Consider the following 13098-nt stretch of genomic DNA (forward strand, 5'->3'; position numbering starts at 1 on the left):
GGGAGGTTCGGGTGCGGATGCTGCGGGTGCGGAGGGGTGACGTGCTCAGCCGGTCGCCAGCCGCGCCACGTCCGACGCAGCGAGGGCCCGGTTGTGCACCCGGAGATCGCGTACCGCACCGTGCAGATACGGGTGGGTGCTGTTCTGCGAGCGCCCGAGACAGCTGCGGGTGGTCCTGCCGAGCAGCAGTGGGCTCGCGACCATGGCCGGGTTGCGGCCGGTCTCGGCGCCGTCCAGGTAGAGCACCGCGGTGCCGCCGCCCAGGGTGAGCGCGATGTGCACCCAACGGCCCAGGGGCAGAGGGCCCGTCGCGTCGACGAAGTCCTCCCGCTCCATGCCGGCGATCTTCAGCGCGGCTCGGGCGCGCCCTGCGCCGGTGGTGGCGGCCAGGAAGAGATAGGTGTCCTTGTGATAGCCGAAGTCGAAGACGCGGGCCGAGGCGGCGAGGGTGTCGACCCGGACCCGGACACTGATCGTCACCTCGTTCAGCCCGCTCAACAGGCCTGCGGGCAGGGCGACATGCCCGCCGCTGCCGTTGAGGGACACGGCCGGCCCGGTGCCGTCGTCCTCCCAGGTGGCGCCCGGGGACAGCATCGCGTCGGGGAAGCTGCCGGTGCGGTCGGTGGCGGCGCCCGTCCCCTCGCCGAACGGATAGTGGGCGATGTCCCGGGCGCGTCCCCGGCGCGGGGTCACCGCCCAGTAGACGTTGTAGCGCTGGTGGTGCACCTCGTGGAACGGCCGCAGTGCCACGGACCGGCCGTCCGCGAGCGCGGTGAACCGGGTGGAGGTGCCGGTGACGGGGCGCAGCGACTGCGGGCGGATCGTCGGGACCGTGGCGAGTTCGGTGTCGCCGTACTCGCCCGCCAGCACCAGAGGGCCGTACGACAGCGAGGTCACCTGGGGGTTGTCGGGCGCCGGGGTCCACACGGCCCGGCGCGGGAGGGTCAGCTCGACCGTGTCCCCGGCGCGCCAGGAGCGTTCCACCGTGGCGTAGGAACCGGGGCGGACCCGCGTGGTGAACGGGTGTCCGTTGACCTTCAGCGCGGCGGCGTGTCCGGTGTCGGCCACCCAGGCGGGGATCCGGATCCGCAGCGCGAAGCGCCCCCGCCCCGCGGTGACGGTGAGCCGTGTCCGCCCCTCCGACGGGTACCGCGTCTGCTGACGGATCGTCACTCCACCCTGTGACCAGCTGACTTCGGAGGGAATGAACAGATTGACGTAGAGCGACAACGAGCGGCCGTCACGGGAGCGGAAGTAGACCGAGTCGGCGAACTTGGTGTGGGTCTCCAGGCCGGTGCCGTGGTCGCAGGACAAGTTGTCGTAGTCGCCGCTGTAGCTGCCCGGGGCCGAGCCGAGTCCACCCTTGGGTTCGCGCCGGGAGCCGGCCCACAGACCCGTGTAGTAGGTGACGAACCCGTGCGCCGAGTCGGGGTCCTGCTCAGCCAGCATCTGGTTGTAGAGGGTCCACTCGTAGTGGTCCATGCAGTCCGCGCGGTCGGGGCGGTGCAGGAAGAGATGCCGCCCCAGCTTCAGCATGTTGTAGCTGTTGCAGTTCTCGCAGGTGACCTCGGAGAGCCTGCTGACGATCTCGTCGGGCTGCCCGAAGAGTTCCTGGTCGGAGTTGCCGCCGATGGCGTACGAGTGGTGGCGTACGACGGTCGTCCAGAAGGTGTCCGCGATGTCCAGGTAGCGGGACTCCCCCGTGGCCTCGTAGGACGGGACCGCGACGATCTTGGCGATCTCGGTGTTGGCGTGGCGTCCCGCGAGCTCGTCACGGCCGGCGGCGAGCGGAGCGTACAGCTCCTCGTGGTCGAACCGGCGGGCGGTGCGCAGGTGGGCGGGGTCGCCCGTCACCTGGTACAGCCGCGTCAGTACGTCGTTCATGCCGCCGAACTCGACCTTCAGCAGGTTCTGCATCCGCTCGTAGGACAGCGGCGCGGTGCGGGCATCGGCCCACGCGGCCGTCCCCCGCAGCACCTCCAGGGCTTGGCCGTTGCCGCTCAGCCGGTACTGGTCGAGCAGACCCGCCATGATCTTGTGCAGGGTGTAGTAGGGCGCCCAGGGCTTCCCGCCCGCCTCCAGCTGGTCGAAGACCGCCTCGGGGAACGCCGAAAGGTAGCCGGACGAGAAGCCGGCGGCCGGGGCCGCCCGTTGGCATTCGGCGAGCGCGGTGACCAGGTTCTTGCCCTTGTCCGCGTACGCGGAGTCACCGGTGGCGGCGTGCGCCTGGGCCAGGCCGCTGAGCAGATGGCCCATGGTGTGGCCGCGGAGCTGGACGTCGGGAGCCTCCCATCCGCCGCAGGGCTCGGCCGTGGAGGGCAGACCGACGGTCCTGCGGAAGGTGTGCAGAAGCCGGTCGGCGTCCACGAAGAGCAGATAGGCGCAGGTGCGCCGCATGTTGGCGAGGAAGGGGCTCTCCAGGAGCCGGACCTCGGACAGGCCGAAGGCGGCGAGGGAGGGTTCGGCACCGGCCCCTCCTGCGGTTTCGACCGGGCGGGGGACCGCTTCGGCGGCACGGGCCGCCGCGGTGGGGCCGACCGCCGTGACGGCCGCCGCGGTGAACAGCATCTGACGGCGGGACGGGCCGGCGGTGTCGCGTGGTGCGGGCAACGTGCGGGACTCCCTTCAGCAGGACGCGGAAGCACGAGACGGGCAGCCGCCACTCCGCACCGACGGGCGAAGCGCTGCGCTGCGCTTAATTGAATCGTTCTACTGTGCAGGCGCAGACGCTAAGCTCGACCATGACAAGCGTCAAGACTTCTCACAGGGATTGATCGAAGCCGCCTGAGGGGAGATAGCGAACTACCAGCTCAGAGTAGTGATTTGGCGATAGGCCGGAAGGTCTCCCCTTCGGGCCGCATCAGGGCCTGACCTTGAGGGAGCGAATTGAAACGTTCAATTGACCGGGATCGCGGGCGGGTTGAGGAGCGACATGCAGGCCCTGCCCGCGTCCGGGTCACCCGGCGTCGCGGGGGTGCGACGACATCGGCGTCGGGATCGGGATCGGCGTCGGGATCGGCGGAGGCCGACGGGCTCAGTCGCGGCGCACGCCGACGTCGCCGTTGACTGTCGTCAGCGTCATCGCCGGACCCTGGCGGTCGTCGCTCGTGGGCACTCCCACCGTGGCCCGGCCGTTGTCCGTACCGGTCGTGACCAGATACGCGGGGGCGCCGTGCGGAACGGTGACGGCGACCGAGCCGTTGGTGGTGGCGGCGGTGACACCCGACGGCGCGGTGGCGCACGCGAGGATCACGTCACCGTTGGTGGTCGCCGCGTGCAGCCGGCCCGCGTCGAGTGCCGTCGCGCGCACCGAGCCGTTGCGGGTGGTCAGCCGTACCGGTGCGTCGCCCTTCCCGGAACGTGTCACCGTCACGTCGCCGTTGACGGTCGTGACGTCCAGCGCCGCGTCGAGTCCCGCCACGTCCACACCCGCGTTGCGGGCACTGACCGTGACACTCACGCCGTCCGGGACCTTCACGTACGGCATGCGGGGACACGCTTCCTCGCCCCGCTCCCCCTCCCGATCCGCGCAGGACAGGTCCAGGGTCCAGGTGTCGTCGTCGTGCGACCATTCGCCGTCGGCGCGATCGTCCACGGTGACACGACGGCCGTCGGCGGGGCGCAGCACCAGCCCGTTCTCGGTGGTGATGACGAGGTGGGTCCCGGATCGCGCGAGGGCGGGCGGTCCCGCCGCGGCCGGTCCACCGGCTCCCCCGTGTTCCTGGTCGCCGCATGACACGGCGAAGGGGAGGACCGTCAGCACAACGGTCGCAAGCAGCACGCGCCTTGCCGGCTTCGCCTTCATGCCCGTCCGGGTGCCCCGAGTCGGCACCGTCATGACCGCGGCACACCGCGCGCCTCGCATGTCCGACCTGTCGGGTCGGCGCACATGACGGCAGAGTCACCGACACAGACTGTGCAACGTTTGTTCCCGCTGCTGGCGGAGGGGAAGAGCGCGGAGGCGGCGGCACTGTTCGCCGACTCGGTGTCGTTCTCCATCCCGCATCCGCCGGGCATTCCCTGGGTGCCGGAGGTCGACTCGGCTCAGGACATGCGGACGTTCTTCGAGCTGCTTCAGACGCATGTGCAGGCCAAGGAGTTCGACCTCCGCCAGATCATCGCCGAGGGCGACGACGTGGTGCTCGTCGGACGCATGGTCTCCGAGGTCAAGAAGACCGGCCGGGACATCGACACCGCGTTCGCCCTGCACACCACGGTCCAGGACGGGCTGATCACCCGCTACCACCTCTACGAGAACACCTACGCCGTCGCCAAGGCCTACTTCGACGACTGATCGCCCCGGGGGTCGCTCAGCTTGCTTCGAACCTCCCAGCCACCTCGAACGTGACGGCATCTCCTGACGGCGGTCACCCCGTCGCGGGAACCGCCACGCGTGGCGACCCACCGACCACAGCGCCCCGTCAGCCCGCTGCCGGGGCCACCGACTCATGGCCCCGGCAGCGGGTTCAACAGTGCGATGCGACGCCGCTCCCGTGGATCACGGGAACGAGGTCACCTTCGACGGCACGGTGTCCGTCCCCGAGGTCGGGGCCCCGGTGTCGTTGACGACATGGGCGTACTGGCCCTTGCCTCCCAGGGAGATCACCTGGAGGTTGTGCATCTTGACGCCCGCCTTGACCGGGACCTGGAAGCCGTGGCGCTGCACGATCGAGGGATCGGAGGTGTAGTTGCAGTAGCTGCCCAGACCCCACGCCTCGTGCACGGCCACCGTGTCGGCAACCTTGTAGGCCGCCCATCCGACGATGCCGTCGTGTGTGATGGCGGCGGCGTCGGGGGCGTCGTAGGCCTTCTCGTTCTGGAAGAAGATCGTGCGCCCCCTCTCGCCGTTCCATACGACGTCGTACTTGTTGAAGTGCTCCACGAACAGGCCGGTGGCCAGGACGTCGTCGCCGTTGACCCGCAGTCCGTAGTCGGCCCGGTTGGTCTCCCAGCCGACGCCCTCGCCGTGGTCGGCACGCCAGATCCAGGTGTGGTCGATGACGACGTCGTCGCTGTTGACCACGACGGAGTCGGTCGCCAGGCCGGGGCCCGCGCCGCCGATGCGGACGAATACGTCCTGCATGGTGGTCGGATTGGCGGAGTGGTCCGCGGCCGCTCCGGCCGGACCGATCTGCAGCAGGGTGGCGGACCGGGTGGCGCCGGCGTCGATGAGGAATCCGGCCAGCCGGACGCCGTCGACGTCCGCGACGTGCAGGGCGTCGACGCCCCCGTCGGGCACGATGGTCGCCAGACCCAGCCCGAGCACCACGGTGTCGGCTCGGGTGACGTTGATCGTCTGGTCGAGGTGGTAGACGCCGGGCGTGAACAGCAGGTTCAGGCCCTGGGCCAGGGCGGTGTTGATGGTGGCCGCCGTCGCGCCGGGCTTGACGACGTAGAACTGGCCGATTGGGAGCGAGGTGCCGGCGTTGGCGGGCCAGGACACGCCGCGCGCGTCGGTGCGCTTGGCGGGGACGAAGACCTTGTAGTCGTTGCCGTCGAGGTACAGGAACGGCTTCTCGCGGGAGATCGGGGTGGTGTCCAGCGTGGTGTAGGGGCCGGTGTCGAAGTTGGTCGCTGGGGCGCCCTGGACTCCGGTGAACGTCATGTTCCACACGCCGTTGGTCCAGCCGCCCACGGAGCTGTCACGGGTGTACCACTGCTGCTGGGAGTAGGGGCCGACCGTGCCGTCGATCTTGGAGTCGGCGATGTAGCCGCCGGAGGCCCATCCGTAGCCGTTGGGGGCGAGATTGAGGCCGCCCTTGACGTGAATGCGGCGGAACGGCGCGGCCTGGGCTACGGCCCAGCGGTCGGTGCCGTTCGACGGTGTGATCGCCAGGTTCTCCGCCGAACGCCAGAAGTTCTGCGTGGCGTTGCCGTTGAACCAGCCCGCGTCCACGGTGATGTCGCCGTTGATCTGGGTGTCGTCGGGGTTCAGTCCGAGGCCGGAGACGGAGGTGTAGAAGCCGAGTTGGGCGTTGATGCCGTTGTAGGTTCCCGGCTTGAGCAGGAACTGGTAGCGACCGGAGCCGAACTGCGCGGACTCCTGCTGGGCGAAGACCTGGTCGAACCTCTGCTGGAGGTTGGGTGTGGAGGGGTCGACGACGATCACGTTCGGGCCGAGGTCGCCGCCGCCCTGGACCGGGCCTCCGGTGCCGCCGGACGTGGTGTGCACGCCGAACTCCCAGAGCGAGTAGCCGTAGGCCGTCCCGCGGGCCGTCCCGAGAACGCGGACGTGGCGGCCCGTTCCGCTGACGTCGTAGGAGGCGCGGCCGCCGGTCGCGCCGGTGACGGTCTTGACGGTGTTCCAGTTCTGGCCGTCGGTGGAGGTCTGGATCTGGAAGTCCTTGCCGTACGCGGCTTCCCAGTTCAGGTCGATCCCGCAGATGTCCTGGGACGAGCCCAGGTCGACGCGCAGCCACTGCGGGTCCGAGGCCTGGCTGGACCAACGGGTGGAGTCGTTGCCGTCGAACGCGGCGGACGCGGGGGTACCGGCGTTCTCGGTCGAGGACGCGGACGCGGTCTTGCCCTGCGCCGAGTTGACGGTGGAGCAGTCACCGGGCTGAGGCGTTCCGCCGGTGGTGCCGAACACCTGGAACTCCCAGACGGAGTAGCCCCATTGTGTCGCCCGGTGGACGCCCTGCAGACGTACGTAACGGCCTTGGCCGGAGACCGCGAGTGTGTCGGTGCCGCCGTCTCCGCCGGTGACCGTACGCAGGTCCGTCCAGGTGCTGCCGTCGGACGAGGACTGGATCTTGTAGTCCTTGCCGTAGGCGGCCTCCCAGTCGACGACGACCTGGCTGATCGTGGCGCCGGTTCCGAGGTCGACCTGCAGCCACTGGTCGTCGGTGGCGGCCGAGGACCACCGGGTGCCGGTGTCGCCGTCGACCGCGTAGGGCGCGGGCGTGCCCGCGTTCTCGTTCGAGGATGCCGTTGCCGTTCTGCCCTGGGACAGGTTGGCGTCGGCGGCCACAGCCACCGGTGGCTGGATCGTGGGCAGGGTGATCAGCGCTGCCGTGGCGGCGAGCGCGACACCCAGGGATCTGAGTCTCATGAAGGTCCCTGCGGGTGCGTCGGGAAAAGGGCACGAGCGCGTCGGCAGCAGCCGCGGCGGTACGCCAAGGTCACTGCTGCGACGCTTAGTTCACGTCTTGATTTAACTGATGAGTTCTCAGTCTCGGCAAGCCTTCGAAAGTTGAAATCTTTCCGGACCTGCTTTCGCCGCATCCCTTGACATGTTGACGACATGCCTCCAAGGCGAGGCTTTCGCATAGCCTCCGTGCGCCGTCGACCCGACCGCCCGTCCAGGTCGAGGTGTCCGTGGCGGGGTGAGCTCGCGGCCGAGGGCGTCGCCCATCGCGTCTGCGTGACGGCAGAGACTGGCGACGGCGCCTGCGGCTGTCGTTGCGGAGCGGGCGCATAGGATCGCGGGCATGGCTCTGCGACCTGTTCAGGTGAACATCAAAGCTGTTGACGCCTCGGCGGTAGGCCGGTTCTGGGCGGAGGCGCTCGGCTGGAGCGCGTACAGCCCCGGTGTCACCACCTACGTCGGACCCGCCGGCGGCCTCGTCTGGCCCGACCCGGTCGCCGTCTGCATCGACGTCGTTCCCGTCCCGGAGCCCAAGACGACGACGAAGAACCGTGTGCACCTCGATCTCGCCACCACCTCCGCGGCCCATCAGGCGGAGTTGGTCGCGCGCCTCCAGGATCTCGGTGCGACGCCCGTCCACGTGGGCCAGGGCGACGTGCCGTGGACGGTCCTCGCCGACCCGGAGGGCAACGAGTTCTGCGTGCTGGAGCCCCGGGAGATCTACCGGGACACCGGGCCGATCGCCACCGTGGTGGTCGACTGCACGGATCCGCGGGCCATGGCCCGGTTCTGGGGCGAGGCGACGGACTGGACCCTGCACGACGTGACCGACGATCACGCGTCGTTGCGCTCCGCCAAGGGTGCCGGCCCGTATCTCGAGTTTCTCCGCACTCCCGACGTGAAGACGGTGCCGGACCGCCTCCATCTCGACCTGCTGCCGTACCCCGGTGACGACAAAGCAGCGGAGGTGGACCGGCTGCACGCCCTCGGCGCCACCGACCTCGACCTCGGCCAGGGCGACGTCCCGTGGACGTGCCTGACCGACCCGGAGGGCCACGAGTTCTGCGTCCTCGCCCCGTCCTGACGTGGAGCCTTGACGCCTTGACGGCACCCCGCCGTCGGCCACGCCCACCGTCAGCCGTGCCGGAAACGTGTCGCGGGCCGGGGTGGGCGCCGTTTCCCGGCGGGGGTGGTGGGCGCCACCGCCCGGAACCTCACCGGGCACCCTTCACGCGGGCGATGTCGCCCGTGCCGTTCGCGGCGACGTCGTACCGATCAGGTGGGCCGTGGTCCGGCTGCTCACCGCGGCCTGGAGGTCCGGGGGGATCGCAGGGATCGTTCGTGCCGATTCTGTCGGCTTCCGTCGCTGCCGCGCTCCCGCTTGTCGCACCCCCTATAAACGGCTACGGTGTAACCAAAAGGAATCGGCTACGACGTATCCGATTAATGGAAGACGGCGGGAGACACCTCGACGCCGTCCGGGAAGTGCTTCATCCCGTCGGATGCCACGTGCCTCCGGTGCGGACACATGGCCCGGTCCGCGGACCTCCGCAGCCCGGCGTGGGCGCCGCCCGCCCTTCCTGCAGAGAATCGATTGAGGTCGATCACCATGACAGAGATCCACGACATCGACGTCGACATCGACGTCCTCGTCGCCGGAGCCGGTCCGACCGGCTCGACCCTGGCGGCCGACCTGTTGCGGCGCGGCCTTCGCGTCCGGGTCGTCAACAAGGCGCCGCATGCCTTCGAGGGCTCCCGCGCCAAGGGGATCCAGCCCCGCACCCAGGAAGTGCTCGAGGACCTCGGCGTACTGAACGAGGCGCTGGCGGAGGGCGGCCCCTACCCCCTCGCGGGGCTCCACGTCGGGCCGGTCACCGCGCCGTGGAAGATGCAGCAGCGGAGCAGACCGACCCCGGACGTTCCCTACCCGAACATCCTGCTGCTGCCGCAGCACCGTACCGACGCCATCCTGCACCGCCTGCTCGACCGCCTCGGACTGGCCGTCGAGTACGGCGTCGCCCTGGAAGGCTTCGCACAGGATGCCGACGGCGTCACCTCGACGCTCTCCACCGGCGAGCTGGTGCGCAGCAAGTACCTCGTCGGCGCCGACGGCGGCGCGAGTGCCGTCCGGGCGGCCACCGGTCTCGGCTTCGTCGGGCACACCGACGACTCCGACAAGACCCTCATCATCGACTGCACGATCGACGGACTGTCCCGCGATCGGTGGCACATGTGGCCCAAGGCTTCCGCAGGAGCATGCCCACTGCCGCACTCCGACCAGTTCCAGGTGATGATCCGGCTGAAGCCGGGCGACACCCCGAACCTCGACCATGCCGCCCTGGCCGACCGGTTCCACGCACTCACCCGCCTCAAGCTCCGCGACATCACCTGGGTCTCGGTGTTCCGGCCCAACGTCCGACTCGTCGAGCACTACCGCCAGGGCCGGGTCTTCCTCGCGGGCGACGCCGCCCACGTGCACACCCCGGCCGGCGCGCAGGGCCTCAACACCGGTGTGCAGGACGCCTACAACCTGGGCTGGAAGCTCGCTCAGGCGATCGCCGGCGCGCCGGACAGCCTGCTCGACAGCTACGAGGCCGAACGGCTCCCGATCGCCGCGGGCGTCCTCGGCAAGTCCAGCGAGCTCTACCAGAGCCTCAGCCTCGACAAGCACAGCGTCGCCGGTCTTAAGCGCGGAGACGAAGAGCGGCAGCTCGGGCTCACCTACCAGGGCGGGCCTGGCCGACGGAGGGTGCCGAACTGCGCCGCTTCGCGGTCCGCAGCGGGCGCGGAATCGACAGCGACTGCATCACCGACGACACCGGCCGGCTGACCGGCATCTACGGTGTCGGCGGCGACGCGCTGATCCTCGTCCGGCCCGACGGATACATCGGCAGCGTCATCACGACCGACTGGGCGTCCTCCTTCGCCACAGCGGCCGAGGCGTTCACCCCGAGGTGACCAGGACCGTCGCCCACGACGCCCACGACGCCGACCCCGACGAGCGAAGACAACACCGGCACACCTCACGCTGCCGCAGTTCGCCTCACAGCCCCCTGGCGTACCGCCGGGCGCCAGGCCGATCAGGAGGGGTTTCAGGAATGTCAGCACCGCAGGAGGCCATCGACGGCCACTCGGCCCCGGTCGTGAACCTGACGTTCGTCGGCAGCCGCGCGGAGACGGAGGAGGCCATGTCGAGGCTCCCGGTCGAATCGCAGGCGGCGTTGCGCCAGTTCTCACTGGCGCGCATGACCGGCTACGGCGTCGATCACGCGGATGCCGTCGAGCTGCGTGCCCGTGTGGTCGAGGGGCAGGACTGGCGCTCGGCCGCGACGGAGCTGGCGGACACCTGTTCGCGCCGCGTCGAGGACGCCAAGGGGCCCGGCGGAAGAGCCACGCGGATCGCGTACCTGCGCCGTGCGTCCGCCCTGCTGCGCATGAGCCAGATGATGATGCTGTCGGACACAGCCGAACGCCGGTCGATCTTCGCGCGGGCCGCGCAACTGTACGCGCGGGCCGCTGGACCGAGCGGTGACCGCGAGCGCGTCACGATCGACACCGACTGCGGTCCCCTGGCGGGCTGGCTCGTCCTCGCGGACGGCACCGCGGTCGGATCCGCCGTCGTCATCGGGGGTGTCGAGGGCTGGGCCATGGATTTCGACAGCGTCGGCGAGGCCCTCGCGGCGCGCGGCGTCGACGCGCTGCTGCTCGACGGTCCGGGGCAGGGCGAGACGAGGCTCACGCACGAGCACTACCTCACCGGCCGGTGGCGCGACGCGTACGGACGAGCCGTCGGCTTCCTAGACGAGCGCTCGCCGGGCCGCCCGATCGGCTTCGTCGGCAACAGCATGGGCGGCAGTGTCGCCATGGCCGTCGCGGCGCAGGACACCCGGATCCGGGCGTGTGTCGACAACGGAGGCATCCACGCTCCATGGCTCGTGCCGCCGACGATGGGGACCTTCTTCTCGAAGATGGTCGCCGCCTGCGGAACCGAGGACGCGGCCCGCGCGGTGGACGTCTGGAAGACCGTCACCCCGCTCGCCGACGGGCCCAACGCCGGCTATCCGCTGCTGGTCGTGCAGGGCGGCGAGGACCCCATGGTCTCGATGGACCTCGCGCGGATCCTTCTCCGCGGCGCACCCACGGACGACAAACGGATGGTCGTCTTCTCCGACGGCAACCACTGCGTCTACAACCACAAGCACGACCGTGACGCGCTCATCGCCGACTGGACGGCGGCGCGCCTGAGCGGCCTGCCGAGCCCCGGCATCTCGAACTGAGAGGTAGTCCCGTGCAGATCATCGACGCACAGATCCATCTCTGGGCCGGCGACAGTGCGCCCCCGCACCACTGGCGCGCGCCGTACACCGTCGAAGCCGCCTTGCGCGACATGGACCTGACAGGCGTGGACCGGGCGATCAACTGTCCCGCGACCTGGGACGCCGCCTCGAACGACTACGCGGTGGAGGCGGCCGAACAGCACCCCGACCGGTTCGCGACCCTCGGCTGGTTCCCCCTCGACCAGGACGCCGACGAGTCCCTCGTCGACACCTGGCTGGACAGGCCCGGCATGCTGGGCCTGCGCTTCCTGCTGGCAGGGCCGGAGCTCGAGAGCCGCCTCGCGTCCGGCGGACTCGACTGGCTGTGGGCGGCAGCCGACCGGCGCGGAATCGCCGTAGGGCTGTGGGTGATGCCCCCGTACCTGTCCTGCGTTGGCGACATCGCCGCGCGGTACCCGAACATGCGCCTGATGGTCGACCACCTCGCGACCAACCCCTTCGAGAAGCTGCCCGACGCGGCCGCACACCTCGACGCCCTCCTCGCCCTCGCGCGCCACCCCAACATCGGGGTCAAGGCGACGGGCGTGCCGGGTCTGGCGACGGACGCCCATCCGTTCGCAAGCACCCACGGTCTTCTGCGGCAGGTCTACGACGCGTACGGCGCCGAGCGGATGTTCTGGGGCACCGACATCACGCGTCTGCGCTGCTCATGGCGCGAGGCGGTGACCATGTTCACCGAGGAACTGCCCTGGCTGCGAGGCCGCGACCTGGAACTGGTCATGGGTCGCGCCGTGGCCGAATGGATCGGCTGGCACTGAGCGGCGAGGCGGTCGACGGCCCGTCATGTCACCGTCGTCCCGATCCCAGTGGCCTACGACTTCGTCAGCCTCGGACTTCTTCGGCCTCGCTCCTGCGACAGATCGAGTCCGGCCCTTTCCAGCCCGTCGAGCAGCAGGTCCAGCCCGAACCGGAACTCGTCCTGCAGCGGCACGGAGGTCAACTCGTCGGCCGCGGCCGTCGTGGCCGGAAACGCGGCTGGGTCGAGCGAGTGGTAGTAGCCCCGCAGTTGCACCTGGTCCTCGGGGCGTGGCGTCCCTGGGCCGTGCTGCTGGATGGCGAAACCGATCACGTAGTGGCCGATCGCCGTAAAGGCACGGGCGGCCAGGTCGACCGGGAACCCGTGACTCAGGAACAGTGCGATGAGCCGTTCCCTGCCCCGCAGACCGTTGGGGCCGACGGGGACCTGGGCCGCCAGCAGGGACACCGCGTTGGGGTGCCGACGCAGGGTGCCGTAGAGAGTGTCCGCCGCAACCGCCACTGCTTCCCGCCAGGGCAGGCCGTCCAGCTTCTCGGGCGGGACCTGGACTTCGCCCAGGATTCTGTCGGCGACGAGCGCGAGGAGTTCGTCCTTGCCGTTGAAATGCCGGTAGAGCGTCGCCGTGCCCGAGTTCAGCGCATCGGCGAGCATACGCAGGGTCAGCGCCTGGATCCCGACTTCGTCGATGAGCCTCAGGGCCGTCTCCACGATCAGCCCGGCGTCCATCGGAGGACGCCCTCGCCGGTACTCAGGGGCAGGCGTACGGCTCGCCCACCAGGCAGGGCTTCCCGGAACCGGCTGGGCCTCCGACGACATGAAGCGGTCACCTCTCGGCCAGATCAACTGGGGACACGGGTCCGCCACAGGAGTTTCGGCCTTAGCGTATCCGTTCTCGACGACAGCACGACGGAACCCCG

At 70.0% G+C, this 13098-nt stretch carries 10 protein-coding genes; 5 read left to right on the forward strand and 5 right to left on the reverse strand.

The window, feature by feature from the left end; genetic code table 11:
• Positions 1-45: 45 nt before the first annotated feature.
• Together OG736_RS01435 and OG736_RS01440 are read right to left on the reverse strand one after the other, a co-directional pair.
• Positions 46-2610, reverse strand: a complete 2565-nt coding sequence (locus tag OG736_RS01435; protein ID WP_327180719.1) for a glycoside hydrolase family 127 protein — start codon at positions 2608-2610, stop codon at positions 46-48.
• A 424-nt stretch (positions 2611-3034) separates the two neighbouring features.
• Positions 3035-3838, reverse strand: coding sequence for a DUF4097 family beta strand repeat-containing protein (locus OG736_RS01440; protein WP_327180720.1), 804 nt, complete (start codon positions 3836-3838; stop codon positions 3035-3037).
• A 78-nt stretch (positions 3839-3916) separates the two neighbouring features.
• On the opposite strand from OG736_RS01440, the gene OG736_RS01445 reads away from it, so the two are divergent.
• On the forward strand, positions 3917-4294 hold the full coding sequence (locus OG736_RS01445) for a nuclear transport factor 2 family protein (protein ID WP_327180721.1): 378 nt from the start codon (positions 3917-3919) through the stop codon (positions 4292-4294).
• A 204-nt stretch (positions 4295-4498) separates the two neighbouring features.
• On the opposite strand, the gene OG736_RS01450 is transcribed toward OG736_RS01445, so the two are convergent.
• Positions 4499-7051: a pectate lyase-like domain-containing protein gene (locus OG736_RS01450; protein ID WP_327180722.1), complete on the reverse strand. Its 2553-nt coding sequence runs from the start codon at positions 7049-7051 to the stop codon at positions 4499-4501.
• Positions 7052-7430: 379 nt separating this feature from the next.
• On the opposite strand from OG736_RS01450, the gene OG736_RS01455 reads away from it, so the two are divergent.
• Both OG736_RS01455 and OG736_RS01460 read left to right on the forward strand, forming a co-directional pair.
• Complete coding sequence (locus OG736_RS01455; RefSeq protein WP_327180723.1) at positions 7431-8171, forward strand: VOC family protein; 741 nt, start codon at positions 7431-7433, stop codon at positions 8169-8171.
• 525 nt (positions 8172-8696) lie between these two features.
• Entirely contained in the window at positions 8697-9917 is a 1221-nt protein-coding gene (locus tag OG736_RS01460) for an FAD-dependent monooxygenase (protein ID WP_327180724.1), read from the forward strand.
• 7 nt (positions 9918-9924) lie between these two features.
• Here the strand turns inward: OG736_RS01460 and OG736_RS01465 are convergent, their stop codons facing one another.
• Complete coding sequence (locus OG736_RS01465) at positions 9925-10098, reverse strand: hypothetical protein (protein WP_327180725.1); 174 nt, start codon at positions 10096-10098, stop codon at positions 9925-9927.
• 87 nt (positions 10099-10185) lie between these two features.
• On the opposite strand from OG736_RS01465, the gene OG736_RS01470 reads away from it, so the two are divergent.
• Entirely contained in the window at positions 10186-11364 is a 1179-nt protein-coding gene (locus tag OG736_RS01470) for an alpha/beta hydrolase (protein WP_327180726.1), read from the forward strand.
• A gap of 11 nt (positions 11365-11375) precedes the next feature.
• On the forward strand, positions 11376-12182 hold the full coding sequence (locus OG736_RS01475) for an amidohydrolase family protein (RefSeq protein WP_327180727.1): 807 nt from the start codon (positions 11376-11378) through the stop codon (positions 12180-12182).
• Positions 12183-12235: 53 nt separating this feature from the next.
• Here the strand turns inward: OG736_RS01475 and OG736_RS01480 are convergent, their stop codons facing one another.
• A complete protein-coding gene (locus OG736_RS01480) occupies positions 12236-12907 on the reverse strand; it encodes a TetR/AcrR family transcriptional regulator (RefSeq protein WP_327180728.1) in 672 nt (223 codons plus the stop codon).
• Positions 12908-13098 lie beyond the last annotated feature (191 nt).

The organism is Streptomyces sp. NBC_01334, assembly GCF_035983595.1.
Taxonomy (GTDB): Bacteria; Actinomycetota; Actinomycetes; order Streptomycetales; family Streptomycetaceae; genus Streptomyces; species Streptomyces coriariae.

What these genes read in the sequence shown, in the direction of transcription:
- OG736_RS01440 (WP_327180720.1), bottom strand. Translation starts at nt 3,838, where the DNA reads ATGACGGTGCCGACTCGGGGCACCCGGACGGGCATGAAGGCGAAGCCG.
- OG736_RS01450 (WP_327180722.1), bottom strand. Translation starts at nt 7,051, where the DNA reads ATGAGACTCAGATCCCTGGGTGTCGCGCTCGCCGCCACGGCAGCGCTG.
- OG736_RS01455 (WP_327180723.1), top strand. Translation starts at nt 7,431, where the DNA reads ATGGCTCTGCGACCTGTTCAGGTGAACATCAAAGCTGTTGACGCCTCG.
- OG736_RS01460 (WP_327180724.1), top strand. Translation starts at nt 8,697, where the DNA reads ATGACAGAGATCCACGACATCGACGTCGACATCGACGTCCTCGTCGCC.
- OG736_RS01470 (WP_327180726.1), top strand. Translation starts at nt 10,186, where the DNA reads ATGTCAGCACCGCAGGAGGCCATCGACGGCCACTCGGCCCCGGTCGTG.
- OG736_RS01480 (WP_327180728.1), bottom strand. Translation starts at nt 12,907, where the DNA reads ATGGACGCCGGGCTGATCGTGGAGACGGCCCTGAGGCTCATCGACGAA.